This window comes from Pedobacter frigiditerrae (genome assembly GCF_032678705.1).
GTDB lineage: Bacteria > Bacteroidota > Bacteroidia > Sphingobacteriales > Sphingobacteriaceae > Pedobacter > Pedobacter frigiditerrae_A.
The window spans coordinates 1,248,742-1,275,481 of the sequence record NZ_JAVTSS010000001.1 but is presented as its reverse complement, the minus strand read 5'-3'; the positions used below and the strand labels follow the sequence as shown (position 1 = coordinate 1,275,481).

Genomic DNA, 26,740 nt, shown 5'->3' with positions numbered 1-26,740 from the left:
ATTATTGGTTTGATGGGATAGTTGATTTATTTGCTTTGATATCAGTACCTAATCTTTGTAAATAGGCAATTACAGCTATAATTTCTTTATCGCTAGTTACCTTGATATTATTTTGCCTTAAGTCTTTAGCAATAGTATCTGCCTGTTTTTTTAACGATACATTTGCTATTTTATCAAAGTCTTCATCATAAGGAACACCAAGCGTTTGCATAGCCCTAATTTTACTGGCCGTAGTTGTGGTGTCTAACTTCTGACTAATTAACCATTGATAAGATGGCATGATACTGCCTGGCGACATAGAGGTTGGGTCCAATAAATGATTAAAGTGCCAAGTATTACTGTATTTACCACCAATCCTGTGTAAATCTGGCCCAGTACGTTTGCTACCCCATAAAAACGGATGGTCGTACACAAATTCTCCAGCCTTGCTGTATTCTCCATAACGTTCTGTTTCTGAGCGGAAAGGGCGAACCGTTTGAGAGTGACAGTTTACACAACCCTCACGGATATAAACATCTCTACCTTGTAGTTCAAGTGCCGAATAAGGTTTTACACTAGCTATGGTTGGTATATTAGATTGAATGGTAAAAGTTGGCATCATCTCTACCATACCACCAATTAAGATTACAATTAGCGCTAAAACCATTAATTTTATTGGTTTGCGTTCTAATCTTCTATGCCATTTTTTGTCTGATGCATCTTCAACCATTACCTTTTCTAAAGGCATTGCTTCTGCAGCTTCATTAGCTACTAATTTTCCCCTTAACATGGTTTTAGCGAGGTTAACCGTCATTACAATAACTCCGATTAAATAAAGCCCTCCGCCAATGCTTCTTAACACATGCATTGGAATAATTTGCAAGGTTGTAGTCAGAAAATTGGGATATTTTAATAATCCCTCTGGAGTGAACTCTTTCCACATTAAACCTTGTGTAAAACCAGCCCAATACATCGGCACTGCATAAAACAGAATACCTAAGGTGCCAATCCAGAAATGGAATGAAGCCATTTTTTTAGAGTAAAGTTCAGTTTTATAGATGCGTGGAATTAACCAATACAACACACCAAAGGTTAAGAAACCATTCCATCCTAATGCGCCAACATGAACGTGGGCAACAATCCAATCGGTAAAGTGGGCAACCCCATTAATTTGTTTTAACGAAAGTAATGGACCTTCGAAAGTTGCCATGCCATAAGCAGTTAAGGCAACAACCATGAACTTTAAGGTTACATCTTCACGAACTTTATCCCAGGCACCACGCAAGGTTAACAAACCATTGATCATGCCACCCCAACTTGGCGCAATAAGCATAATTGAAAATGCAACCCCTAAAGATTGTGCCCATCCTGGTAAGGAAGTATATAATAAATGGTGCGGGCCAGCCCAGATATAAATAAAGATTAATGACCAAAAGTGCAGAATACTTAACTTATAAGAATATACAGGCCTGTTCGCCATTTTCGGCAAAAAGTAGTACATCATTCCCAAGTACGGCGTAGTTAAGAAAAACGCAACCGCATTATGTCCATACCACCACTGTACCAAGGCATCTTGAACGCCTGCATACACATAATAACTTTTAAAAGCTGAGATTGGTAATTCAAAAGAGTTAACGATGTGCAAAACTGCAATAGTTACAAACGTGGCAATGTAAAACCAAATAGCCACATACAAATGCCTTTCTCTACGTTTAATAATGGTACCAAACATGTTGATACCAAAAACCACCCAAATTAGTGTAATGGCAATATCTATCGGCCATTCTAATTCGGCATATTCATGCGATGTTGTAAGACCTAAAGGCAAGGTTATTACTGCAGAAACGATGATTAATTGCCAACCCCAAAAATGGATTTTGCTTAATACATCGCTAAACATTCTTGCTTTTAAAAGGCGTTGTAAAGAATAATACACACCCATAAAAATGGCATTGCCTACAAAGGCGAAAATTACCGCATTGGTATGCAAAGGTCTAATTCTGCCGAAAGTGGTGTATTGGTTGCCCAAATTCATTGAAGGTTTAAACAACTGCATGGCCACAAGCAAACCAACCGTCATTCCGATAATACCCCAAATAATGGTGGCAAGACCAAAATTTCGTACAATCTTGTTATCGTAAGTAAATTTTTCTAACTGCATAAAAAATAGAGATTTATTGTTTTGTGATACAACAAAAGTATTTACTGAGCCAAGGTTGCATGATGATAAGGCTTAGTTGAAAAAGTGATATTCGTCAGAAAATGGTTAGGCGTTTGATAAAGGTTGATGGTTGATGGACCATAGACTATTGACTATCGACTATTGACTATTGACTATTGACTAACTTTCCTCTTCCTCATCAAACAGCATTCTCATGGCTGGTGTAACCACATCATCGTGTTGACCACTTTTGAGCGACCAAATAAATGCCGCTAAAAATACCAATGCCATTAAAACGCTGCAGCCCACAAGAAAATAAAGTATGTTCATATCAAGTTGTTTTTACGAGCGAAAAATCTGGTGGCAATGGTAGTAAAACTGATAATGGTAATGGTGCTTAAAGGCATCAGCACTGCTGCAACTAATGGATAAAGTGTACCTTGTACTGCATAATACAAACCAACACAATTGTAAGCAATGGCAATAGCAAAGCTGATTTTAATGATTTTCAATCCGTCTTTACTTAATTGATAAAAACTGGGAAGAAACTCCAAAGAACTCCCTTTTAAAATGGCATCGCAACCTGGCGTAAAATTGTTAATGTTATCGGTAATGGCAATTCCAAAATCACTCTGTTTTAAAGCTCCGGCATCGTTAAGACCATCACCAAGCATCATTACCTTTTCCCCGCTTTCTTGTTGTTGTATAATCGCCGCCAACTTTTGTTGCGGACTTTGCTCAAACTTTATGGTTGTTGATAAAGAGAAAAATGACTGAAGTGCTTTTTCGTCCTTATTAGTATCTCCAGAAAGCACTTTTAAGCTAAACTGCTTTGTCAACTTGGTCATCAGCTCAGCCAAATTCGAACGCCATTGTTGAGTAACTATAAAAGAACCTTTGTAAGCACTATCAATTACAACATGAACACCATTATGTTGGTCTGGCTTAATATCAAAAGGTAAAACAGACTGATTACCTGCATAAACCATCTGATTATTCACCAATCCCCTAATTCCCTTCCCTGGTGTTTCTTTAAATTTTGAAATTGGATAAAATTTACCGTAAGAAAAACTGTTTAAAATTTGCCTACTTAAAGGATGTGAGGAATGATTGAGTAATGAAACCAGCAACTTCTTATCATTATCAGTAAGTGTTCCAGTAAAACTGATTTTTGCATCTTCTATGGTGGTCAATGTTCCAGTTTTATCAAAAACAATAGAATTGCAATGGGCCAATTCTTCAACAGCATCAGTATTTTTTACATAAAAGCCCTTTTTATCGAATACTGATAAAATAGCAGAAAGCGTAAAAGGAGTGCTTAACGCCAACACACAAGGACAAGCAACGATGATAACTGCTGTAAATGCCGCCCAAGCTTTTGTACCATTGTTATGGTAAAACCAATAAGCCATGGCGATAAAGGCGATGATAAACACAGCGATACTGAAATATTTAGCTACACTATCATTAAAGTTCTGTTTAAAATTATGGCTGTAGTTTTCCTTATTCCATAGGCTTGTAAGATAACTTTGCGAAGCGTTTTTTAAAACTTCTATTTCAATGCCCTCTCCCATTTGTTTGCCACCTGCATAAATAACTTCACCCAAAACCTTTTGTTGAGGTTCTGTTTCGCCAGTAACAAAACTCATGTCTAACCACGCATCGCCTCGCATCAAAATAGAATCTGCAGGTACTAGCTCTCCATTCCTAATCCATAAGCGATCGCCAATTGCCAATTCATTTATCGCCTTTGGCTTCTCCATTCCATTTTGCAAAGTGGTAATGGCTATTGGGAAATAAGAGCGATAATCTCTATCAAAAGAAATATGATGATAAGTGCGCTGTTTAACCCACTTTCCCATCAACAGCAGAAAGACCAGTCCAGTTAAGGTATCGGCAAAACCTACTCCGTTGTTAAAGACGACAGCAAATGCGGTTCTTAAAAACAACACCGCGATAATTAAAGCTAATGGCGTATCTAAATTAATGTGTTTGTGTTTTAAACTGGCAAGGGCCGATAAGAAATAATCTTTACCGCTAAACAATACAACTGGAATAGAAAAAGCTAAATTTAACCAGCCAAATAAAGCCTTAAATTGAGGTTCTAGATTTGATATGCCAAAATATTCTGGAAAACTAAACAACATCACATTCCCCATGCAAAAACCAGCAACGCCAATTTTTAGGATAAGTGCTTTATCAACTCTGTTGCTATTTTCCTTTACCACATCTTGTAAATTAATAGCTGGCTCATAACCAATTTGCACTAGAATTTCTACAACTTTTCTTAAAGCAATTTCATTATGTTTAAAGCTCAAGTTAACCTCTCTTTTCAAAAAATCTATTCTAGAACTGTAAATAGCTGGATTAATTTTATACAAATGTTCTAAAAGCCAAATGCATGAACTACAATGAATGGCAGGAATATAAAAGGTGACAATGCAATTTTCCTTATCCTGATAATTGACCAGTTGTTTAACAATACTTGGTTCATCTAAATATTCAAAGTGGGCATTTGTTTCTAACCTCTTTCCAGGGCTATCATTATAAGCATAATAAGCACACATGTTATTAGCAGACAGTATTTGATAAACCCCCTTGCAACCTGCGCAACAAAAATGTTTATCGGCTATAACCAAATCAACGCCAGAAATATCCTCACCACAATGGTAACATAAGTTAGCACTCAATATTTTTTGCTGTTCCATACACCTAATTAAACTGCGTTACTAAATAGATTGGTTTGCGGTTGGCGATCCCATAAGTGTTCATCAAATGCCATACATACATTCCTCAGAAAGGATTTTCCTGTCTCAGTAATGCTTACTTCTCTTCCTGTAATCTGAACCAAATTATCAGCTATTAGAGGCTTCAATCTTTCGATGATTACGGTTGGAATTTCTGTATGGAAATAGGTGAAACCTTTGCACATTAAATTTGATATATGTTGTCTGATATACAAATCTTTATCAGTTAAAAGGTGACCTTTTTCTACAGCAAAACAATCATTGTTAATTTGAGCTACGTAGCCTTCCAATGTTTTGCTATTTTGTGCAAATGCTGTTTCGCAATCGCTGATGGAAGAAACGCCCAAACCAATTAATATTTTGGTATGTTGGTCGGTATAACCCATAAAGTTTCTGTGCAATTGATGGCTTTCGCTGGCTTTAAATAAGCTGTCTTTTTTTAGTGCAAAATGGTCCATCCCTATTTCTTGATAACCAGCACTAAGCAATAAATCTCTGCCAATCTGATACAATGCAAACTTTTCGTTACCCTGTGGAATGTCCTTTTCTGAATAATGTCTTTGTCCAGGTTTTAACCACGGCACATGGGCATAACTATAAAAAGCAATTCGCTCTGGCCACATATTAATAACCTCTATTATGGTCTGTTTTAATCCTTTTAAAGTTTGTCCTGGTAAACCATAAATTAAATCGAAATTGATGGAATCATAGCCCAGCGCTCTTGCTTCTTTGGTGATATGGGCAACTTGCTCAGGCGTTTGGAAACGATTAATCATTAGTTGTACTTTCGAATCAAAATCCTGAATACCTAAGCTTAAACGTTTAAAACCCAATTGATGTAAAACCTGTAGATGAGTTGTAGTTGTATTGTCTGGGTGACCTTCAAAGGAACAAGCAATTCCCTCATTATCTTGCCCAATTATTGAGGTAATTAAATACTTTAAATTTTGTGGACTGAAAAACGTTGGCGTTCCGCCTCCTAAATGCAGTTCTTTAATTTTAGGTTTTTCACCTAATACTTTACAATACATTTCCCATTCTTTAATTAAAGCAGTGATGTAAGGAATTTCTACACAATGGTTTTTGGTAATTCGGGTATTGCAGCCACAATACGTACATAGGCTTTCACAAAATGGCAAATGGATATAAATACTTATTCCATCTTCTTTATGAGTAGCGTAACTTTTAATTAAAGAATTTAACCATTGGCCTGTGGTAAATTTATCCGTATTCCAATATGGAACCGTAGGATAACTGGTATAACGAGGAGCAGCAACATTATACTTTTTGAGCAACTTAGTGGTGTCCATTTTCTTTGTGAACAAGGTTAATGAAGCAATTACTTTGGCAACAACAAGCATCGCCAACACATTTACCTGCTGCCCAATTATCCAAATTGGTAATAACTTGATGCATGTTTTCTAAAGTACCACCGTTCTTAAACGGAATGTTTGCAATTTTTATTCCTGCGGCTTTAGCTGCAGGCAAATCAATATGGTAATATTCATAAGAAGATGTGGCTATATATTTAATGCCCAAAGCTTTTAAACCATTAATGATATCAGCGTTTATGGGATCCTCATTAAAAACTATCAGTGCCTCTTTACCAGCAGCAAAGTTTAACGTATCAAGTGTTAAACTATTTGCTATTATAGTAATGTCATGTTTTTTATAGTTGGCCAAAATGAGCCATTCTTTTTCTTTAGGATTGATATTATAGGCAATTGCTTTCATTCTGCATATTTTATATATACAAAACTAGCTTAGAAATACCCTAGAACTGATGAGATGGATTAGAAGAAAAAATGATATTCGTCAGAAAACTATGGTCTATAGTCTATGGACCATAGACCAATAGACTACAAACGAATCTACTGCTTAACGTTTCTCAATTTTTCAATAGAAAGAACATGAATGGCATTTCCGTTTTTTTCGATGAGTTTTTCATCTTTAAAATCTGCCAGCATTCTACTTACTGTTTCACTTGCTGTGCCAACCAAAGCAGCTAAATCATCTCTTGAAATTTTTAGTATGCAACTATCACTATTGGAATCGCCAAATTTACCTGCTACTTGAACCAAAGCATCAGCAACACGCTTACGGACTGAGAAATAAGCCAACCTTAACATTTGCTCTTCCTTTTCTTGCACACTTCCAGAAAGCAAACCAATAAAAACACTTGCAATTTCTTGATGATTTAATAGATAGTCCATGAAATCTGCCTTTGCAATTAAGGTAATTTCACAATCACTTAAAGTCGCTGCGTTATCGGTATAATTAGATGCTTTGCATAAACTTTCATAACCAAAAAAATCACCATCATGGTACAGCGTTGAGGAAAGTTCTCTCCCATCCTTCGCTATTTTATAACTTTTAACCTGCCCTTTTTTGATGAAGTATAAATAAGAAGGATCGTCATTCTCAATGTAGATAATTTGTTTATTGGCAAAAGACCTAGTTTTTCCCTTGGCTTTTAACGCTTCAAATAAGGTTTCTTTATCCCCGCCAGCTGATTTAAAGCCAGCTGGTTTAGCTCTTTTCTTGAGCCTGCTTTCTATAGCATTAAACAGTTCTAAATCATCAAAAGGTTTGGTGAGGTAATCATCTGCTCCCATTTCCATTCCTTTACGCATATCGGCACGCTCTGCCTTTGCTGTCATAAATATAAATGGGATATTTGCAGTTTGAGGGTTCTTTTGCAAAAGATACAATACGCCATAACCATCTAATTCTGGCATCATGATATCACAAAGGATAATATCAGGCAAATGTTTAATGGCTAAATCAACTCCAATCCTTCCATTTTTAGCACTAAAAGTTTCGTATCCAGCCAAATCTAGTATTTCAACTGTCCCTTCCCTTATATCATCGCTATCTTCAATTACTAATGCTTTCTTCATCATTAAAATTTAAAATGGAGTTTAAATGTAGTGCCACTGTTTTGTTCACTTTCACAAGTACAAGTCCCGTTCATTAAACCAACATAGCGTTTCACAATGTTTAGCCCTAAACCAGTACCAGGAATATCACCAGTATTATGCGCCCTAAAAAATGGTTCAAATAAATTGTTCATTTCAGAAGCCGGAATTCCTATTCCATTATCTTTAACATCAATAATCAGTTCATGCTCATTTACAGTACTATTAAACTGAATCATTGTATCCTCTCCAGAATATTTAATGGCATTTGAAATTAAGTTGATGATACAGTTCTTTAATAAGTTTTGATCTAGAAAAACCTGACTTGTAGTGCCTTTATGTTCGTAAACAATTAGTTGCTTCTGCTTGGTCATTAATTGCATTTCTTCGGCAATTTCTTCGGCATAAGTAAAAATATCAAACCATTGAGATTTTACTTCAACTTTTCCAGCTTCTAGCTTTTCTAAAGAGAGGAAATCATTTAATATCGTAGTAAGGTTGTTGATTGCATTTTTGATTTTACCAGTATGTTTTTCTACACTTTCTACATCCTGTTTCTCTACGTATTTATTGATTAGAGAAGCTGATAATTGTATAGAACTTAAAGGAGTTCTAAACTCATGAGAAGCCATAGAAACGAATCTTGTTTTAAGTTGGTTAAGTTCTTTTTCTTTCTCGAAAAGTGTACTTACATGCTCCTTAGCTGTTTCTAGCTCATTTATGGATTTAATTAATTCTTTGGTACGCTCCTTAATTTTTATCTCTAACTCTTCAGTATAGCTTTTAATTTTAATCTCGTCTTCTTTCTGTCTGCTTAGGTCATGAATAAAGCCAGTGTAAATTCTTCTATCTGTAAATTTAATTTCGCTTACACCAAGCCTAAAAGGAAAAGTTGAGCCATCTTTGCGCTGCCCTGTTACTTCCCTACCAATGCCTATAATCTTTTTTTTACCTGTATGTTCATAGTTAGAAAGGTAACTATCGTGTTTATGCCTATCAGGCTCTGGCATTAATACAGAAACATTTTTACCCAGCAATTCATCTCTACTTTCAAAACCAAAAAGTTCTAAAGCTGCAGGATTTATATTTTCAATTAGCCCTCTATCATCAATAGTTATAATTCCGTCAATTGCGTTTTCTATTATTGCTATTAATAACTTTTCTCTTTCCATACCTAAAGTTTCCATCCAAATATAGCGCTAATTCCTGTTAAATACTGATGTCATTTAATCTAGATTCAGCTAACATTAATGGATTAAAGAACTTCGTTTTAAAAAGTATATTCTCTCCAGAAAATTGTACATAAAGGTATTTATAATAATCGATGCCTCTTAAAAGCTGTGCCTTAAAGTTTACCAATTGCGCATGTTTTTTAACATTCACATCTTTTAACAAAATTTTTATTTCGGTGCTTAAATAATTGATGTATAAGTCCAGTTCTTTTATAAAAAAGTTTGGCCTTTTTACTTTTTCCAACAAATCCAATTTCCCATAAATATGGCCTACCATTTCATCCAAAGAATATTTCCTTGAAAAATAAGCTAAATTAGGTCCAGGGCAAATAGCTACTGCCTTACTTTCCTTTGGTTTCAAAATACCGATTTTCTGATAGGTTGAGCTACATAATCCTTCGCAAAGGCATACCTTTTCAATTACATTTTCCAACTGTCTTTCAAATTCGTTTATAGACAATTCCTTACTTTTTAGTTCATTAATCTTAAGGTGTTGATATTCTCTTGAAGCTGTACAAATTGGTTCTGTAGTAAATTCTGTGTTAGTGCATAGGTACTTTTTGGTACAAGGACTTCCTGGTCTGCCTTTTTTAATTCTCTCTAACCTCTCCTTTTCTATTCCACTTCCCTTAAAGTTATTAAATAAAACACCCAATGGGGATGAATTACTTAAATAGAATGAATCTTCGTTTGCAGCTGTTAACTGATTTAATGTAGTATTATCAACATTTGTTACTTCTGGCACCAATAAAAACGGACTACCCCAACCAGTTGAATCTAACTTATAATGCTTAAGCAAAAACTCATTTTCTTGAGCGGTTCCAATACCTCCTTGTACACTCAATTTTTGAGGTTGCATTTGCGCACTTGTTATTCCTTTTGAATGCAAAGCAGCAACATACAATTCAAAAAGTTCCTCATTCATTTGCATTTTCATTTGCTTAAACTCTTCCAAAATAGGTCCAAGTAAATATCCAGCAGTGGCAAAAGCATGACCTCCACAATTTAAACCGCTCTCTACCCTAAATTCAGATACCCAAATTCCTTTTTTCGCTAAAAATTTTGCCTGTATAAATGCAGATCTGAAATCACTTACCTTTAAAATAATCTTCTTTTTAAGCTCATTATTTTCATTGGGATAAAAGTCATCAAATTCTTCCAAGTAACTGTATAAACGTGGATTCATCCCTGCTGAAAGTACCAGTGAAGAACTCAATCTACTTTTTGCAAAACCGCGAAGCGCAGCCATTGCATCACTGCTCTCATCTCCAGTAAAGCCCATTCCGCTTTCATGGTTAACACGGTCTACCTTCGACATGATATTTACATCAATTGAACCTTTTTCCATCCGTTTACGTAAAATATTCTGAAAGATAGTTTTACGTTCTCCTTCTGGGTATTCTAACATCAGTTCGTAACCCTGTTTCAATTGAGAATCATCAGGTAGCATTTCAAAATACTTACAAAGCTCATTATCTTCTTCAAATGGTAATTTTTTTAGGTTTTCAAAATCATAATCTACCATTTTATCTAACATATTTAAGTAGCAAGAAATTCTTCTTGCCCTACTATCTTCTGCTTTTTTTGGTATAGGAATATATTCAATTTCTTGGCAATGATATTCACGCATCCGTTCAATCAATTCATCATCAACAACAGACACCACAGATGATATACCATATTTAGCAACTTTTAACGGCGTATCAATTGAAAATCCTAAACCTAAAACTGGAATGTGAAATTTATGTATCATAATAGTTTATGTTTTTTAATGTTCAAATGTATCGTGGCTACGAATTGCAGAAGCTTGGACATATCACCTAAAAAAATGATTTTGATCACTTTTTAAGATGTTATCATATAAAATACATTAGAATTAGCACTGTGATACAAACATTAATTGATGCTGATAATCAATTTATAAAGTGATAAGCATCAATCTTCATACAAAATGATTCTTAGAAATTTATAACATCAAATTAAATAGAATGAAAAATCAAAACAGAGCACTTAAAATTGCCAATAAAGATAATTCCAAGTCTATCATAATTATTGGAAGTGTCATCATACTGCTTCAGGTAATCTATCACCTTGCAGTTGGTTATTAAACCTAAGATGGGAAATGTACTATATCAGTTTTATACTGAACTGAGAAAAGCAAAAGCATTAGTTAAAAAGATTTATACAGGCAAAAGACCTGTTACTGATTTACCCAAAGCAATGCAACATTTCGTTATTAAATCTGGAATTTTATCATTAGGCAATATCCATCAGGTAAAAATTGAATGGAAAAACACCATGCTAAAATTCTCAAAAAAAGGATATTGGAAATCTATTACTTGCCTACAACACAACTTCCTTCCTGATCCAATAAGGTTAGTTTATATGAAAGCGAAAATACTAGGTATAATTGGACTTGAAGCTTTAGATAGTTTTCGTCATGGTAATGGAAACATGCTAGTTAAGGCAGCTGGACTATTTAAGCTTGTTGATGCAAAGGGTTATAAAATGGATAAAGCAGAATTAGTTACGATCTTGGCAGAAACCATGATTATCCCTGATTATGCATTGCAAACCTATATCAAATGGGAAGAAATTGATTTATATACCGTTAAAGGCACCATTAATTACCATGGCTTAAAAGCAACTGGCCTATTTTATTTCAATGAAAATTTTCAAATGATAAGATTTGAAACTAATGACAGGTATTATACCGAAAGCAATGGTAATTTATTAGAAACTAAATGGATGGCTCAGTGCAAAACCTACATCAAACACAATGAATTAACTTTTCCCTCACAATTTTCTGCAACTTGGAATTTACCACAAGGTGATTTAACTTACTTTAAGGGAGAGATTAGAAATATCATTTTTAGTAGGTAATAAATAAATTCTATATGTCATCCTTCGCATCGTGAAAATCTTTTGATGAACTTCCAGTTCTACTTTGATATTCATTTGGATGCTCATCAGGTTTTTCCGAAGAACCAGTAAATGCATCATCAGTTAGCGAATCATAACCTTGTGTGCCTGTATTATCTAAACCATCTTTTGGAGCTGTGCTTTGTTGCATAACTTTTGGCGCAGATGGAGTTTGTTTAGTCCACCCAACACCAGCCCCTTCCAATTCCTCAACTTTCTGTTCAATGGGTTTAAAATAGGCTTCAAGATCTAAATGAGCTCCTTTGGGCTGCGGATTACGACTAATTGTTTCATGCTCTTTTTTAGTATAATAACCTAAATCTTCACCATCAAGGTTGATGTGATAATCGACTCCATCTCTAATTACAATTATGTGAGCTAATTTTTCTTTGATAAGTATATCGAAAATTAATTTATCTCCTCTCATTTCATTTTCATTGATGACAATGGAGTTTTCTCTTTTATTTTCATCTTTCATGGCGATAGCTTAATAACCAATAGATAACATCAGCCTTAAAGACATTGTTTCGTTTCTATACAAAAAAGCCGCCTAAATCTTTTGATTTAAACGGCCATTGATTGCTAATTTAGTTTATTAATTTGTTTGGTATTTAACCTATATTAAAAAGTTCTTTTTCCTTTTATGGTTATTGTAGCATTATTACCATCTACAAAAACCTCTGCTAATACATCACCCGTCAATGTTGCAAGGGTTTTCCCATCACTTGCATCTATCAATTTATTAGCACTGTTAATACTACCTTTGAAACTATTAACCGTAGTACCTTGATCTTTTTTTGCTGAGCCACTAAAGATTTTCAAGCCACGAGACAATACAATATTAAATGTTCCTTTTTCTGGTCTAGTGCTATCATAAGTGCCTTCGAAACATTCTATTAATTGATTTGAAGTTTCTTTAATGATATTAAAAGAGCTAGTTGCGTGACCAGGAATGTTGAAAGCCGTAACTACTGGATTTTGCCCAGTAGGATTTACCGAAAACGTAACACTAACTGGTTGTCCGTTCCAAGTACCTGTAAATGCCCCAACATAAGTTGTTCCGGCAACTATAGCAACTGTAGATGTAAGCGTGGCAGTTATACCATCTAAAACCATTGTTGCCGTTATGGTTGTTCCAGTGTTTGATAAATCGAATTTAATAGTACCGCTTGAACCAATAATAACACCTTTATAAACTCCTTTATTACTTGCATCGTTAGCTGCAACTGCATCTGGTGTGGTTTTACAAGTTGTGCAGGTATAAACAGGTTCTTCAGTTGTTTTTTTCTTACAACCTGATATTGTAATAGTTACAAATGCTAATATTAGCATAGCGGAAGTTATTTTCTTCATGAGAGATAATTTTAATTTAATGTGATTTATTTAGACGATTAATTATTGAAATACATATTTATTTACCCATAGTTTTTTGTAATCTTCATCACTGCCAACAAATACTAAACTATGCTCATTTAAATCAGCTATCGGGTTAAAACTTTGAGTTAGATAATACTTCTCATTTCCTAGAATGGTAAAACTATTTACAGTAGAACTTTGAGTATCTAATTTGGCAATTCGAGGGAAGTATCGAGGAAAATAGCTTTTGTACCCTGCATAAGCTGCTAAAAAGTCTGCATAACCTTCAAAACCTTTTACTTCTAAAATTAACCAATACAATGATTTACCATCCTTACCAAGTATAAATGATTGCTTAACAGGATAAATTTCACTTTTCTTGTCACTATTGAGTTTTTCGACACCATATTGGGCTTTCAACTGTCCTTGTTTATCAAAATGGAAACAAACAATATCTTCATAGGTTGTTACTGGATTTCCCATTCCCAAATTGGTTTTTCCGTTCAACTGCCCAGCAATTAAATACTCGCCGTTTGGTGTTACCATGAACTCTTGTACCGAGAATTTACTTCCCTTGTAAGCATCAGCTTTTTTATCTGTAGGTGATGTTTTAAATTTCCCTTTAAAATCACTTACTAATGCAGTTGTTGCAAAATCCAGTTTATTCCCAGTAAACTTTAGCAAATGGAAACTGTCCATCTTTTCTGTTGCTTTTTTCTCCCAATTAAAATCATATTTATTGTTTGCTTCTTTAAAACATGGGTTTAAAATTGCACCTGCATAATCATCAAACACTTCGCCATATGCATCTTTAGACTTGGTTGATGTGCCACAGAAAAAAACAGACCCTTCTTCTTCGGTCACCTCTACAATTAGCAGATTTGTAGAAGGACTTTTAAAACCTACCTTATCAACCAATTGCCCTTTTCCTGTATATCTTAAATAAGTGTATGCCGTTAAGTCTGCAGCCCCTTTTTTCGGCGCAAAAACCAATGCTATATCTCCATTCTTAAGCTGAGTACTATAAACAAGTGATTGCCCTCCTGTAATATCTACAGGTTTAGCAATGATTTCTGAACTTGAATTAAATTGTATGATAAAAAAGTCGGTTGCCTTTTTATTTTGCTTGCTCTCTTGCCCGCCCAATACAAAAAGCGATTGATCTGTATTATTGATAAAAGAAGCATATCCTTCATATTTACCATCGTCATTTCTCGCTTTGATGGTTTCAGTTGAAATTGACTTCTTTGTGATGTAACGTTGTTTTTTATAGTCCCAGGCTTGTAGATCTGTATACTTATTAAATTTCAGCTTCATGCTTAAAATATCAAAAGAACTACAACCGCCAACAGTTGCATAATAACCACTTACAGTTCGCTCTGGATGTTGACCAGCACTTTCTTTTGGCTCGGTTACTTCCTGATTTTTTAAAAATTTAATTTGCTGATCAAAAGTGTATGTCTCATAGAAAATTTCATTTTTCTTTTTATCACCAGGTATTTTATAGGTAATGGTATAATTACCAGCCACATTTTCTGCTTTTAGTAAATATCCTTTAGTTGCTTTTTTTGATAAATCTTGTACCGTTTCCTGAGCTTGGGCACTCAACATTGCAGGTAAAAGTAAAATAGAGAGAATTAGGGAGCGTTTCATGATTGCTTAATTTTATTTGTAAAACTAAGCCCCAACAGGTAACGGCAAAATGTGAAAAAAGTAGTAATTATTAACGATGATTATTGATAACCTGTTTTGCGCAATGCCTCTTTTTTATTCTTTACATGAAGTTTCTCATAAGTATTTCTAATATGGGTACGCACGGTATCAATAGAAATAAACAACTTATCTCCTATTTCTTGATAGCTAAAACCCTTACTTAACCATAACAACACTTCATTTTCTCGTGGGCTCAATTGTTCTTTTGCATCAATGTAAGGAGCTTGGTTCTGAAAAGCCATCACTACTTTACGAGCAATCTGGCTACTCATCGGACTTCCGCCTTTTCGTAAATCAATTAAGGATTCTATTAATTTTGAAGCTGGCATATTTTTAAGTACGTAACCAGAAGCACCCGCTTGCAGTGCTTTAAATACCCTTTCGGCATCATCATAAATGCTTAACACCATAAACTGAACCTCTGGACGAAAAGGCTTTAACCACGTAATAAAATCAATGCCCGACTTCTCTGGCAGTTGAATATCAGTTAAAACAATTTCAATATCATAGCCTAATCCACACTCAAAATAGTTAATGGCTTCTTCGGCAGTTACAAAAGATGCTTTTAGATTAAACTCTCCACTGCCTGCTAATAATGCCGATAGGTAGTTCCTTATCTTCTCATCGTCTTCTATAATTACAATTGGCACCATAAGCTTGAAAGGTAGGTTTTAATTCTTGTTCTAGAAATGTGATAAAAGTAGTATTAACTAGTGCTTGCTAGAAAAAGTAAAATGGACACATAAGCCTTTATTGTTGTTAAGCCAAGTTATCTCTCCACCAATGTCATCCATACGTTTACGCATATTTTTAAATCCATTATTCGAAACTTTGGTTGTCGATGTGATGAAGCCAATTCCATTATCTTGCACATCAAAAAACAACATATTCTCTACAATGCTACAACTCAATGTAATCTCAGTTGCATTTGCGTGTTTTAGTGCATTGTTAAGGGCTTCTTTTATAACTAGATATAAATTTCTTCGCTGCTCATTAGTTAACTTAATTTCTGGAATTTCATCTGGAAAATCAATAAACAACTGCAATTTAAATGGTTCAAAATTCTGCTGCATTTGCTCTCTGGTATAAGCCAATAAGCTTTCCAATGTGTCATTTTGAGGATTTAAAGCCCAAATAATTTCATTAATGCTTTCCAGCAGTTTTCTGGCTGCAGTAGAAATACCTTTAACATCTTTCTGAACAGAAAGGGAGGCTTCTTCTTGTGTTTGAATGAGTTCGCTCAATAATGCGATATGTGTCAAACCACTTCCAATTTCATCATGCATATCCCTGCTGATTCGATTTCGCTCTGAAGTAATCGCATGCTCCCTTTCAAGAAAACGTAGTTTCCTTCTAATTTTAACCTGCGACACTTGAAATGTAACATACACAATTGTACCCAATATAAAAATTCCTAATAAAACATAAAACCAAGGCCTCTGCCAAAACGGTGCTTTAATGGTTATCAAGACTTTTTCTACCTCACTCCAAACGCCATAGGTGTTTGATGCCTTTATCTTAAACACATAATTGCCAGGTGGTAAATTAGCATACCGTACAGATTTATTATAAGTCAATATCCAATCTTGATCCCACCCTTCTAGTTGATACTTGAGTTTATTAGCTTCAGGCAAGGTATAATCCAATGCTGCAAAATAAAAATTGAAATCATTTAAGTTGTAACTAACACTAATATCTTCTTCCGAAAAGTATGGTAAAGTCTTTTTAAAAGCTACATTATTTACTTCTATTTTAGTAATTGCAGCAACAGGATTACTTGATGCTAATGTTTTTTTACCTGGCTTGAACCAATTAAAACCCTTAATACCGCCAAAATAAAAATTACCAGTGCTGCTTTTATAAAATGAACGTGTATTAAACTCATTGCTTTGTAAACCATCTAAATAAGAGTAATTCTCGAAAGTATTAGTTTGACGATTAAAATAAGATAATCCCTTATTGGTACTTATCCATAAATTATGATTTTCTTCCTCTAATGTCCCATAAACGTAAGAATTTGGCATTTTATTCTTTTGATTCCAGGTTTTGTGCTTTCCAGAGCGTGTATCAAAATGAACTAGTCCTTTTCCTGTCCCAATCCATAAAAAATCTTTGTCCTTTTCATCTATACTAATACTCCTTAAATCTATTTTAGGTAAATACATATTCAATTTAGTATAGGAAGAGCCTGAAGGTTTAAGATGATAAAGACCATTACCAGATAATGCAATAAATAAAGTTTGGTCTTCCATTTCTATGATATCGACAGCGGTACTTATTAAATAGTTTTCATTTCGGAGGGCATAACCTTTATAAACTCCATTTTCTCGAACAATCTTAACTAATCCATTCATCGTTGCAGCTAACATCGCTCCATTTTTTAGCATAATTATCTGAAAAACAAAAACATTTAGTTTAGGGAAAATGGGAATATTGTAATCAATTTTAATGGTATGAAATTGTTTTTTTATAGGATCAAATCTACTGATTCCCCCACTACTCCCAACCCATATTTGGCCTTTATTATCTTTTGTAATCGTACTTACAATATCACCTGGTAAGCTAAGCACATCGCCTTCTTTGTGTTTAAAGTTTTTTAGTTCTCCAGTTTTAGGATTGTAAATGTTTAATCCACTGCTATGGGTTCCAAACCATATATTTTGTTGCTTATCTTCATAAAAACACTTTATAAAATAATCTTTTAGAGCTGGGTAATCCCCTACGGATAATGGAAACAAATTAAATTTAGGTTCTTTTAAATCTAATTTTGCTACTCCACCTCCATCAAAACCAATCCATAAATTATTGTTTCTATCAATAAAAAAGCAAGTAGTAATATCAAATGGCAATGATTTTAAAATAGAATTATCATGATGATAATTATGCCATTGATCATTTTTGGTGTCATAATAAAATAAACCATCGCCTCTTGAAGTGAACCATTCTCTTCCATAAAAATCTTTAATATGATAAACTGAGAAAAAGTTAATTGCTTTCCCTTTTATTTTCTTCTCAACAACACGTTCGCTATTATCATTTATGGATTTAAATACAACACGGTCTTTATAAGTTAAAATTGTTCTGTCCTTTTCAAAAAAGATGCTTTCTGGTGGGTCTTTTATATATTGATAGGAATAAAGATGTGTTTTGCGATCAAACAGGATATATGGTTCGTTTTTAGACAATAACCTTAACCATACATTGCCTTTAGTATCACAAATAGATTGTGTAAAAACCACTTTGTTATAATCTATTTTAAAAGGAATAGGATATGATTTTAATGTTAATGTTCTGGTATTAAATTCAAAAACCCCTTTAATTACATTTATAATAACCAAAGTTTCGTCATTCTCCATAAACAGGCATTTGAAACCACTATTTCCAAATTCAGCATTATCAAAGGATTTGATTCTTTCAACAACCTCGATTAGTCCATTCCATTTATAAATGCCACTTTCATTGCTATACCAAATATTTCCTTTTTTATCTTCAAATAAACCATCCCTTACATAGTTGTTCACTACATCATTTTCATTTTTTGCTTCATACTTGAAATTTTGCAGCGTACTCCCGTCATAACGAGATAGCCCATCTGGTGTGGCGAACCACATGAAACCTTTTTTATCCTGATAAATACCATAAACCGAACTATGGGGTAATCCATCATCTATTCCAAGGGTTTCAAAACGAGAATTAAGTTGCTGAGCTAAAGTGGTATCGCTAATACAAGCAAATGAGATAAATAGATAGAAGCTAATGAACCATTTTATATTTAGCTTCATTAGTTAACATTGAAAGTTAACAAAATCATTTGAGAGGGATAATTACCTAATAAGTTTTAAACCAATAAGTTAAATACACCAGCAATAATAGATAAAAGTTTTGATATTCCAATTGGTTGTATGGCTAGAGGTGAAAAATCAATGATCCTAAACTGCAAAGGAAATTCTTTTTAAATCCTAAATAAAAAGTCTAATATTTTTATAAACTACATGCTGAAATGATCACTATTGTAAAAGAATTATACCAAGACACCGTCTAGAGTCCGTCTTAACATATACGCTTTTAAGAACTTTTTACTACGCAGGCTTAACTAAGGGTTTGATAGCAAGAAGATTGTTTGAAGAATTCTAAAGAACTCTATTTTGACTATTGTTAACCTATCCTTTGCATATTTTTAAATTCAACAAGTTTTGCATTTAAGGTCAATTTTTATAATTTAGCCAAGCACAAGCGCTCAAATGAAATATCACTACCAATACGTATCAAAAACTACAGTAAGAATAGAGCTTATACCAGAGGATAAAAAAGAAATTTCCCTCATCGCAAAGTTATCGCAGGGCGAAGAAGATAACGAGCAATTAATGGAACTTTTTCGAAAAGGATTAGAAAGTTATAATACTGGCACTATACTCATCAAAACAAAGTTCATGAATTTCCCAAGTGTTGCACTTTGTATCTACACCATATCAACGCGAACCATAGACAATGTGGCATAACATTGCATAAAAATTAAGATAAAAAATCATCATTGATTTATTTAAAGGAAGAGATTCTTAATATTGATTCAAATTGATGCTGGATATGAACTTTGAAATCAATTGATTTTCTCATTGACTTTAAAAATAAAATGGGCATTGCCGATGTTACCATCTTTTGATAAGCCATTTACTACGCCGATATATGTTCCAGCAACATCTGAAGTATAAAAAGTTATTTTACCCTCCCCTTTATCGTTGATACTAATATTTGGCGACCAATACAGCACATTTCTAAAGTCTGGTAATCGGTTATTGATTTTAGATTCCGAATCGTATGATGGATTATAAAACTCTCTTTTTAATTGTAGTCCATCATAATCTAATACTACTGAATTTGGATTAATCTCGATATTTGCCAAATTACTTTTGAAACTAAAAAAACTCAATATTCCATCAAACTTCGATGAGCCATAATGATAAGATTCTGGAACGATTTCCAATCTCTCAATCTTATTGGGATCAATCGCCATAACTTTATCCATATTAAAATAGGGTAATCCATCTAAAAGTACTAGAGGATCATCATCTAACGGCACATCTTTGGCCAATAACTTAATACGATAACCTTCTTCATTTTTCGATATAAAGGTTTCCTTAACTATCTCTCTTAAGCTTTCTTCCATAGTTTTAAAGCGATCATAATCGTTAAATTTGTAATTTTTAAAAGCTTTACCATAAAATGTAACACTATCAGTTACCAAACCATTTGAAATATTAAATTTATTAGGAAAATAAGCACTCTGAACCTGAATGTTCATATTATAGTTCTCGAACTGATCAATTAAATGCCCACCTAATCTGAAATTAATTGAATTAGATATACGATATTTTTCAAAAAATGGACTTTGAATAGTAATTATAGATGAAGTATCTTTTTGATTCGTTTGAACAACAATTTCATTTAATCCATAAAGATCTTTAGTATTAAATATGAAATTACCAGCAGTATCACTTAAAGTTTCATAAAATTGTCCAATTTTTCCGGCACTGCCTAAATATACATTAGCATAATTAAGTGACTTCCCATTTTTCTCCTTAATTTTACCTTTAATCAAATGCCCATTATATTCTGGTAAGAATTTAAATTCACTTTTAGGCTGTTTTATATCGTTCCAATTGAACCTACGCCAACCTTGTGTGATTAGCAAATTATTTAGATCTGAATAAACTTCTTCATTATTTGTAAAATAATATGAGGGATTTTCTACATACCCTTTCAGCTCAGAAACCAGCCAAAAGTAACTCACGATATCACTTTCATCCATCCCTTGCAATGAATCTATTTTATGTACACTTACTGAAAGGTCGGCCGAATTAATAATACCTACTGAGTCTTTGAGCAATACACTTACATCAACCTTTTTGCGCAATGAATATTGTGATTGATCAACTTTTAGTTGAATATCTAGCTTTTTAATTGGCAATTTAAAAAATAATCGTTCACATATTGCGGTTCCTGTCTCATTAAAAATGGTAAAATGAGATATGCCTTCATCAAGCTTTGCTGTTTCAATAAAAAAGGAGGCTTTCCCACCAATTACATCTGTAGTAATAGCATTAGAGATATTTTTACCATGGTGAGAAAAAAGATATACCTTTTCATTTTTTATACTTGAATGAAGATCAACTATCAAATTGCCATCTTTTTGCTTGTTTACAGACATCACGTAACCTGTCCTTTTGGCCGTTAAAAACTCCTTTTCTATCTTCTCCTTTCCTAAAGATGTTATAACTGCCTTATAACTCATATTTGGTTCAGGAATAAATGTAAACTTTCCAATGCCAAATTTTGATGTTTTAAATCTTAGAATGGTATCGTTTTTTTGATTGACAATTGCACCGGCTAAATCTAAACCTTTTCCGTTTTCACCGACTGCCTTAAAACCTACATTGCTTTTTAATCCCTCAACTAAATCTCCACCTTCAGCAAAAAATTGAATATTAAAATTTGGCTTAGCTAGATTTGAAACAGCAGGAGATATTTGTGCGTTTAGCAAAGTGATTTTCTTTTCAAAAAATAACTCTACATCAAAATTTTTCATCCAGTTTGTATAAGCCCTAAGCTTATAAGAACCATTTTTTAAAGTTTTTGGAAGTTCAACTGCACCGTTTCCATTTCCATTTTTAAGTGAGATTTTTAATTGTTTAACTGGCTGATTTAGTTGATCTAATAATTCGACGTAAGCAACTTTACTCAAATCGGCAGGTTGATGCTGATTAGCATCAACTATATAGATTTTTAGCCATAATACTTCTCCTACCAAGTATTGCTCCTTATCGGTATGAATAAATATTTTTTCTTGAAAAACACCTTTTTGGTATGTTGTAAATGTATTTTGCAACTTCTCTAATACCTGAGCTTTAATGCTACCATGCACAAACATCAATAAGAAAACAACGGTTATTCTGCTAAATATTTTTCTCATCAAACTATTTTTATTGCCAAAAGGCAGGTTTTTTATTTGTTCCCCTTAAAGTACAGTCTACACATTCCTTACCGGATGCCAACACACCTGTACCACTAAAACTTATTGGTATAGTAAACCCAGATTGAAAATAAAGAGGAAAGTCAAATGGTGTTAATGGCTCTACAACAGCAGCATTACAATCCGCATTCAACGGTTTATTAAAACCTGGCAGTTCTCCTTTTGTGATGTATATTCTTTGTTTTTGAATTGTCCCAGCACTTATAAATCCTATAACTGGTTCTAAAGGATTAGTTTGATTATGAATATTTCCAGTCAATTGAGATGGTTGCGCATCAAAGATAGAACCTAAGGATTCTGTATTTTTTTTTAGGTTTTGCCAAAAATCATAAGCTTCTTTAGTCAGTGCATACTGTTTAACCAAAATGCTATACCTTTCTGTAAATTTCTCTGAAGTTGATGGATTAAGCACTATTGGTTGCTTAAAAATAACATCCTTATCAAGTTTTACAGAAGATCCGAGAACTATCGTGCTAGATTTTGTATTACCCCAACATTGGTAAATAGAATTAGCAGGATCTCTAAACACTACATTCTTTCCATCCCATATTAAAACAGATTGGTATGCTGCATAGAATATCCAGGTTTCTTCATACTCCCATCTGTAATATCGCGTTTTGTCGGCTTGATCTTTTGTATTTACATAAATCTGCAGTCCTTTAGTAACATCTGCATCATACCCTAAAACATCAATTACAGGAGATATTTTAGTTTCCACAAAATCAGATAAATAAACAGTCCCATTTGTAGTTCTAATTCTAAGTCTATATTTTTTATTGGGATCCAGATTTAAAGGCAAACTTCCGTAAGTTCCCTTTTTTGTTGACAATTCTGGTAATGGATATACCTGATTAGATTCGCTTTCTACTGTTACTGTTGCACCAGTTTCTGGTTTGGCAGTTGTTTTTTGTGATACTAAAACAGTTCTGCTCAAATTTATTATAGTAGAATCTGCGCCAGTATTAATTATACCTTCTACCACTAAAATATTAGTATTTACAGAAGCTACAACAGGGTTAAAATTCTCTTTGCAACTGCTTAATAACAAAAACAAAGCAAATATTGGGAGGTATGTTTTCCACTTAGGGAAATTGTTTACCCAGCTTTCATTTATATGTAAATTAATGTTAGTCTTCTTCATGGCTAAAATTTAATATTGTAACTTATAAATGGTAAAATATTAGCAAATATGGATAGTTTATATCCTGTTATTACACCGTTTTCTTTTGTAAAATAAGTAGAGTAAGCATTTTTTCTTCCTGTTAAATTATACAAACCAAAGGTAAATGAATTATGAAAGGTTTGATCTATTTTATGATTCCCCTCAATATTAAATGCCAAATCTGTTCTAAAATAATCTGGAATTCTATATGCATTTCTATCAGTATAAAATACCCTTTCACTACCAGAATAGTAATATTTAGCTATAGGGAGTGTAATTGGTCTTCCAGTGCTATAGGTTACATTTAACGAAAGACTATAACGTTGTTTAAATGCATAGTTACCTGTAAAATTAAATGCATGAGGTTTATCATGATTTGCTGGATAATATTCTCCCCTGTTAATCGGTTCGCCAATTAATTCATTATCCATTTTTAACATTGTTCTTGAATAAGCATAGCTCATCCATCCAGTTAATTTACCTGCATTTTTCTTTACGAAAAACTCTATACCATATGCTTTTCCTTGGGTACTAATAATGTCAGTTTCAATATGATGGTTCATTATTAAGTTTGCACCACTTTTGTAGTCTAAATAATCTTTTAATTTTTTATAATAAACCTCAATAGAGGTTTCAATTGCTTGGCTATTATAATTTTTGTACAGACCTAATGAAACTTGGTTTCCAAATTGTGGTTTAATATTTGGATCACTTAATTTATAAATATCAGTAGGTGAGATGGCGGTTGTATTGGAAAGTAAATGAATATATTGTCTAAGTGTATTATATGCCGCTTTTATTGAAAAGTCATCAGCAAAGTTATACCTAGCAGACATTCTCATTTCAGGGCCATGATAGGTTTGAATTGGTTTATTTTTTCCAAAGCTGGTTTGTGAAATCTGGTTTTCTACAGTAATTGGCAAATTTGGAGCATAATTATTTACAGTGTAACTACCTAAATAATTATACAAAGAATACCTTAGCCCAAGGTTTACAGCTAACTTATCGCTTACCTTAAATTCGTCACCAAAATAAATGGCACTTTCTAATGCCTGTTCTTGCTGAACTATATCTTTAATCACTAAAGACTCCGAACCTATTGGTTTAAATTCTCCTGGATTCAATTTGTAATAAATTGATGATAGTCCAAATCTTAAACTATGTTTCTCATTTAATTTATAATTAAAATCGGTTTTAAAATTTGATTGATTAATTTTAAACTTCAAATTATAGGCATTAATAGGATTTATATCGCTCATTATGCTATAATCATAAAAGTCAGTTCCCAAAATAAATGAGACATTTAATTTGTCATTAAAAATATGCTTCCACTTAATAGATGCATTTTTATTACTGTAATTATAACTGGTATCGCTGTTTAACTTAAAATTATCTTTGCTATAATATGCCGCAATAGACAGTTCATTGTTTTGATCAAATTGATGATTTATCCCTAAATTGAAGTCATAAAATGATGCTTTACTGTTTTCATAAGCCTCTGGAAGAAGTTTCAACAACCAATTTGAATAGGTTGCCCTACCGCCTAAGATAAAAGATGTTTTGTTACTATCTATAGGCCCCTCTATACTAAATCTACTCGTAATTATACCTATACCGGCTGTTCCTGTAATTTTTTTCTTGTTTCCGTCTCGGTTGTTTACTTCTAAAACTGATGAAAGTCGACCCCCGAATTTCTCTGGAATTGTGCTTTTATACAATTGAATATCTTTTACTATATCAGGGTTAAAAGCAGAGAAAAAACCAAAGAAATGAGAAGGATTATAAATTGTTGCATCATTAAGTAAAATTAAATTCTGATCTGTAGAACCACCTCTAACATTAAAACCCGTACTAGCCTCTCCAACTGTTTGAACGCCTGGTAAAGTTAATACTACTCTCAAAACATCAGGCTCACCAAATAATGAAGGCACTTTTTTGATGGTTTTCAAATCTAATCGGCTCACTCCCATTTCCAGATTTTTAACACTAGATAATTTATTGGCTAAAATCTGCACCTCTTTTAAGGTTAAAACCCTCTCTTTTAAATCAATATTCAATTTTCCATCACCATAAATCATAACTTGGCGTTTGGCATCGATTTTACCAGCTGCCTTTATAATCAAAGTGTGTTTCCCTAAAGGCATATTTAACGAATAAAAGCCCTCTTGATTTGATATTGCTTTAATTTCAGAATTTTCTATCAAGATGTTGGCACCTATTACTGGTGCCTCTGTTGTTGGCTCACGAATAACACCACTTATCAAAGCTGTGCCAGATTTAGATTCATTCGTCTTAATTCCTATTTCATACAATTTGTTTGCCGTTGTGGCGAATTGTATTCTTTCATCTGTCAGATAGCTTGAATCATTTTTTTTTATGCCAGCATGTTCTTTGCCTAGCTTATTTACGTAATAACCTTGTGCTAGATCTAAATCGATTGTTTTACCCTTAATTAAAAAGATATTTTTATCATGAATAGCAAAATTGATATTCGTTCCCTCAAATATCTTTTTTAATAAATTATTAATGGTAAGTTGATCTGATTTGACCGTGATTCTTAAACTATCTAATTGTGAAATATTAAAATAAAAATGGTAGTCGCTTTTTGCTTCTAGATCTTTAACTATCTCGTTTATATTTGCTTGTTTAAAATCAACACTGTATAGAATTTCCTTGTCTTTTTGTGCAAAAACTACAGTTGAAAAAAACAAGGAAGATATAATGAGTAAAATTATACGCATATCAATTTATTAAGCTGTCATGATATTTTGCAATTAAAAGAATTACCTTGATAGGGTCATCTTTAAACCTGACACTAGCCTCTTGCAATTGTTTTTTCATTTCTTTTTTATTTTTATCTAATAAATTGATGAGCGAGTTTTCATCACTAAATTTATAATATTGATTATCTTTTTCTAACAGGTATACTGTTTTCGGTTTAAAATAGTAAGGAATATCTGATTTAGTAGAAAAACCTAATTTCTCAGTGTGTTTCGCTATTACCTTTATTTTTCCATCATATAAAACCTCAAAAAAGCCAGGTTCTAAGGAAATTTTACTGGCTGAGTTTTCAAAATTAAAGTATCTAAAATGATGTTTTGCAACTTCAAATTCACTTACTTTTTCAGTTATTAAACTATAAGCATTTCCATCTACAACAGAAACTAATTTATCAATGTATAAATCGTACATTAAAGGAACTTCGGTATACTTTACACCTTCATAAAAAATTGTCCCTTTAACAAAAACGGTATCTAAAAATATGGCAGATCCCTCAACACCGTTGCCATAAGTGTAATAGGTCGGCCCATTAAAAAGTCTAGATTGTTCTTTAATAGCGGTTATAAAAATACGTTTGGCATTTTCTAAAGATAAGTTTTCGGGATCCTTTTCTTGAGTAGATTGGGCAAATACAGTTTTTACACATAAAATATTCAAAAACAACATACAAAAAACTAAAACCAATTGCTTCTTCATAAAAAAGTGATTTTTTTATGCAATATATATAATTCGTTTTAAAATA

General features: G+C 33.2%; 19 protein-coding genes. 2 read left to right on the top strand and 17 right to left on the bottom strand.

Features of this window, described 5'->3' with window-relative positions; all coding sequences use genetic code 11:
- Window position 1: 1 nt before the first annotated feature.
- From ccoN to R2Q59_RS04970, 8 genes are all read right to left on the bottom strand, one after another.
- Window positions 2-2,140: a cytochrome-c oxidase, cbb3-type subunit I gene (ccoN, locus tag R2Q59_RS05005; protein ID WP_316784122.1), complete on the bottom strand. Its 2,139-nt coding sequence runs from the start codon at window positions 2,138-2,140 to the stop codon at window positions 2-4.
- Between the two features lie 180 nt (window positions 2,141-2,320).
- Window positions 2,321-2,470, bottom strand: coding sequence for a cbb3-type cytochrome oxidase assembly protein CcoS (ccoS, locus tag R2Q59_RS05000; RefSeq protein WP_316766404.1), 150 nt, complete (start codon window positions 2,468-2,470; stop codon window positions 2,321-2,323).
- Complete coding sequence (locus R2Q59_RS04995) at window positions 2,467-4,848, bottom strand: heavy metal translocating P-type ATPase (RefSeq protein WP_316784119.1); 2,382 nt, start codon at window positions 4,846-4,848, stop codon at window positions 2,467-2,469. The genes ccoS and R2Q59_RS04995 overlap by 4 nt, the downstream gene beginning before the upstream one ends.
- An 8-nt stretch (window positions 4,849-4,856) precedes the next feature.
- Entirely contained in the window at window positions 4,857-6,248 is a 1,392-nt protein-coding gene (gene hemN, locus R2Q59_RS04990; protein WP_316784117.1) for an oxygen-independent coproporphyrinogen III oxidase, read from the bottom strand.
- A complete protein-coding gene (locus R2Q59_RS04985; RefSeq protein WP_316766398.1) occupies window positions 6,184-6,621 on the bottom strand; it encodes a lactate dehydrogenase in 438 nt (145 codons plus the stop codon). The genes hemN and R2Q59_RS04985 overlap by 65 nt, the downstream gene beginning before the upstream one ends.
- 137 nt (window positions 6,622-6,758) lie before the next feature.
- Complete coding sequence (locus tag R2Q59_RS04980) at window positions 6,759-7,790, bottom strand: response regulator (protein ID WP_316784115.1); 1,032 nt, start codon at window positions 7,788-7,790, stop codon at window positions 6,759-6,761.
- Window positions 7,790-8,977, bottom strand: a complete 1,188-nt coding sequence (locus R2Q59_RS04975; protein ID WP_316784113.1) for a PAS domain-containing sensor histidine kinase — start codon at window positions 8,975-8,977, stop codon at window positions 7,790-7,792. The genes R2Q59_RS04980 and R2Q59_RS04975 overlap by 1 nt, the downstream gene beginning before the upstream one ends.
- Window positions 8,978-9,014: 37 nt before the next feature.
- Complete coding sequence (locus R2Q59_RS04970; RefSeq protein ID WP_316784111.1) at window positions 9,015-10,790, bottom strand: hypothetical protein; 1,776 nt, start codon at window positions 10,788-10,790, stop codon at window positions 9,015-9,017.
- Between the two features lie 362 nt (window positions 10,791-11,152).
- On the opposite strand from R2Q59_RS04970, the gene R2Q59_RS04965 reads away from it, so the two are divergent.
- Window positions 11,153-11,920 (top strand): DUF6920 family protein, encoded by a 768-nt coding sequence (locus tag R2Q59_RS04965; RefSeq protein WP_316784109.1) that lies wholly within the window; start codon window positions 11,153-11,155, stop codon window positions 11,918-11,920.
- 10 nt (window positions 11,921-11,930) lie between these two features.
- On the opposite strand, the gene R2Q59_RS04960 is transcribed toward R2Q59_RS04965, so the two are convergent.
- The 5 genes from R2Q59_RS04960 to R2Q59_RS04940 form a co-directional block, all read right to left on the bottom strand.
- A complete protein-coding gene (locus R2Q59_RS04960) occupies window positions 11,931-12,437 on the bottom strand; it encodes a hypothetical protein (RefSeq protein WP_316766392.1) in 507 nt (168 codons plus the stop codon).
- 143 nt (window positions 12,438-12,580) lie between these two features.
- Window positions 12,581-13,312, bottom strand: a complete 732-nt coding sequence (locus R2Q59_RS04955) for a hypothetical protein (protein WP_316784107.1) — start codon at window positions 13,310-13,312, stop codon at window positions 12,581-12,583.
- A 42-nt stretch (window positions 13,313-13,354) separates the two neighbouring features.
- A complete protein-coding gene (locus tag R2Q59_RS04950) occupies window positions 13,355-14,968 on the bottom strand; it encodes a hypothetical protein (protein WP_316784105.1) in 1,614 nt (537 codons plus the stop codon).
- 80 nt (window positions 14,969-15,048) lie between these two features.
- A complete protein-coding gene (locus R2Q59_RS04945; protein ID WP_316766385.1) occupies window positions 15,049-15,681 on the bottom strand; it encodes a response regulator transcription factor in 633 nt (210 codons plus the stop codon).
- Between the two features lie 57 nt (window positions 15,682-15,738).
- Window positions 15,739-18,810: a two-component regulator propeller domain-containing protein gene (locus R2Q59_RS04940; protein ID WP_316784103.1), complete on the bottom strand. Its 3,072-nt coding sequence runs from the start codon at window positions 18,808-18,810 to the stop codon at window positions 15,739-15,741.
- 459 nt (window positions 18,811-19,269) lie between these two features.
- Here R2Q59_RS04940 and R2Q59_RS04935 point away from each other — a divergent pair, with 459 nt between their 5' ends.
- Window positions 19,270-19,527 (top strand): hypothetical protein, encoded by a 258-nt coding sequence (locus R2Q59_RS04935; protein WP_316766380.1) that lies wholly within the window; start codon window positions 19,270-19,272, stop codon window positions 19,525-19,527.
- Window positions 19,528-19,625: 98 nt separating this feature from the next.
- On the opposite strand, the gene R2Q59_RS04930 is transcribed toward R2Q59_RS04935, so the two are convergent.
- The 4 genes from R2Q59_RS04930 to R2Q59_RS04915 are packed head-to-tail and all read right to left on the bottom strand — an operon-like array spanning window position 19,626 to window position 26,694.
- Complete coding sequence (locus tag R2Q59_RS04930; RefSeq protein WP_316784101.1) at window positions 19,626-21,995, bottom strand: hypothetical protein; 2,370 nt, start codon at window positions 21,993-21,995, stop codon at window positions 19,626-19,628.
- A gap of 10 nt (window positions 21,996-22,005) precedes the next feature.
- The gene (locus tag R2Q59_RS04925) at window positions 22,006-23,196 is read right to left on the bottom strand and encodes a DUF4249 domain-containing protein (protein ID WP_316766376.1); all 1,191 of its coding nucleotides are present in this window, start codon (window positions 23,194-23,196) and stop codon (window positions 22,006-22,008) included.
- A gap of 2 nt (window positions 23,197-23,198) precedes the next feature.
- Complete coding sequence (locus R2Q59_RS04920) at window positions 23,199-25,958, bottom strand: TonB-dependent receptor domain-containing protein (protein WP_316784099.1); 2,760 nt, start codon at window positions 25,956-25,958, stop codon at window positions 23,199-23,201.
- A gap of 1 nt (window position 25,959) precedes the next feature.
- Complete coding sequence (locus R2Q59_RS04915) at window positions 25,960-26,694, bottom strand: hypothetical protein (RefSeq protein ID WP_316784097.1); 735 nt, start codon at window positions 26,692-26,694, stop codon at window positions 25,960-25,962.
- Between the last annotated feature and the right edge of the window lie 46 nt (window positions 26,695-26,740).

Bases quoted from the DNA above. Each gene is read 5' to 3' on its own strand.
- R2Q59_RS04935 (WP_316766380.1), top strand. From the start codon at position 19,270: ATGAAATATCACTACCAATACGTATCAAAAACTACAGTAAGAATAGAG.
- R2Q59_RS04945 (WP_316766385.1), bottom strand. From the start codon at position 15,681: ATGGTGCCAATTGTAATTATAGAAGACGATGAGAAGATAAGGAACTAC.
- R2Q59_RS04925 (WP_316766376.1), bottom strand. From the start codon at position 23,196: ATGAAGAAGACTAACATTAATTTACATATAAATGAAAGCTGGGTAAAC.
- R2Q59_RS04965 (WP_316784109.1), top strand. From the start codon at position 11,153: ATGGGAAATGTACTATATCAGTTTTATACTGAACTGAGAAAAGCAAAA.
- R2Q59_RS04915 (WP_316784097.1), bottom strand. From the start codon at position 26,694: ATGAAGAAGCAATTGGTTTTAGTTTTTTGTATGTTGTTTTTGAATATT.
- R2Q59_RS04985 (WP_316766398.1), bottom strand. From the start codon at position 6,621: ATGAAAGCAATTGCCTATAATATCAATCCTAAAGAAAAAGAATGGCTC.
- R2Q59_RS04980 (WP_316784115.1), bottom strand. From the start codon at position 7,790: ATGATGAAGAAAGCATTAGTAATTGAAGATAGCGATGATATAAGGGAA.
- R2Q59_RS04930 (WP_316784101.1), bottom strand. From the start codon at position 21,995: ATGAGAAAAATATTTAGCAGAATAACCGTTGTTTTCTTATTGATGTTT.
- R2Q59_RS04955 (WP_316784107.1), bottom strand. From the start codon at position 13,312: ATGAAGAAAATAACTTCCGCTATGCTAATATTAGCATTTGTAACTATT.
- R2Q59_RS04920 (WP_316784099.1), bottom strand. From the start codon at position 25,958: ATGCGTATAATTTTACTCATTATATCTTCCTTGTTTTTTTCAACTGTA.
- ccoS (WP_316766404.1), bottom strand. From the start codon at position 2,470: ATGAACATACTTTATTTTCTTGTGGGCTGCAGCGTTTTAATGGCATTG.
- R2Q59_RS04960 (WP_316766392.1), bottom strand. From the start codon at position 12,437: ATGAAAGATGAAAATAAAAGAGAAAACTCCATTGTCATCAATGAAAAT.
- R2Q59_RS04940 (WP_316784103.1), bottom strand. From the start codon at position 18,810: ATGAAGCTAAATATAAAATGGTTCATTAGCTTCTATCTATTTATCTCA.
- R2Q59_RS04950 (WP_316784105.1), bottom strand. From the start codon at position 14,968: ATGAAACGCTCCCTAATTCTCTCTATTTTACTTTTACCTGCAATGTTG.
- R2Q59_RS04970 (WP_316784111.1), bottom strand. From the start codon at position 10,790: ATGATACATAAATTTCACATTCCAGTTTTAGGTTTAGGATTTTCAATT.
- ccoN (WP_316784122.1), bottom strand. From the start codon at position 2,140: ATGCAGTTAGAAAAATTTACTTACGATAACAAGATTGTACGAAATTTT.
- hemN (WP_316784117.1), bottom strand. From the start codon at position 6,248: ATGCTTGTTGTTGCCAAAGTAATTGCTTCATTAACCTTGTTCACAAAG.
- R2Q59_RS04975 (WP_316784113.1), bottom strand. From the start codon at position 8,977: ATGGAAAGAGAAAAGTTATTAATAGCAATAATAGAAAACGCAATTGAC.
- R2Q59_RS04995 (WP_316784119.1), bottom strand. From the start codon at position 4,848: ATGGAACAGCAAAAAATATTGAGTGCTAACTTATGTTACCATTGTGGT.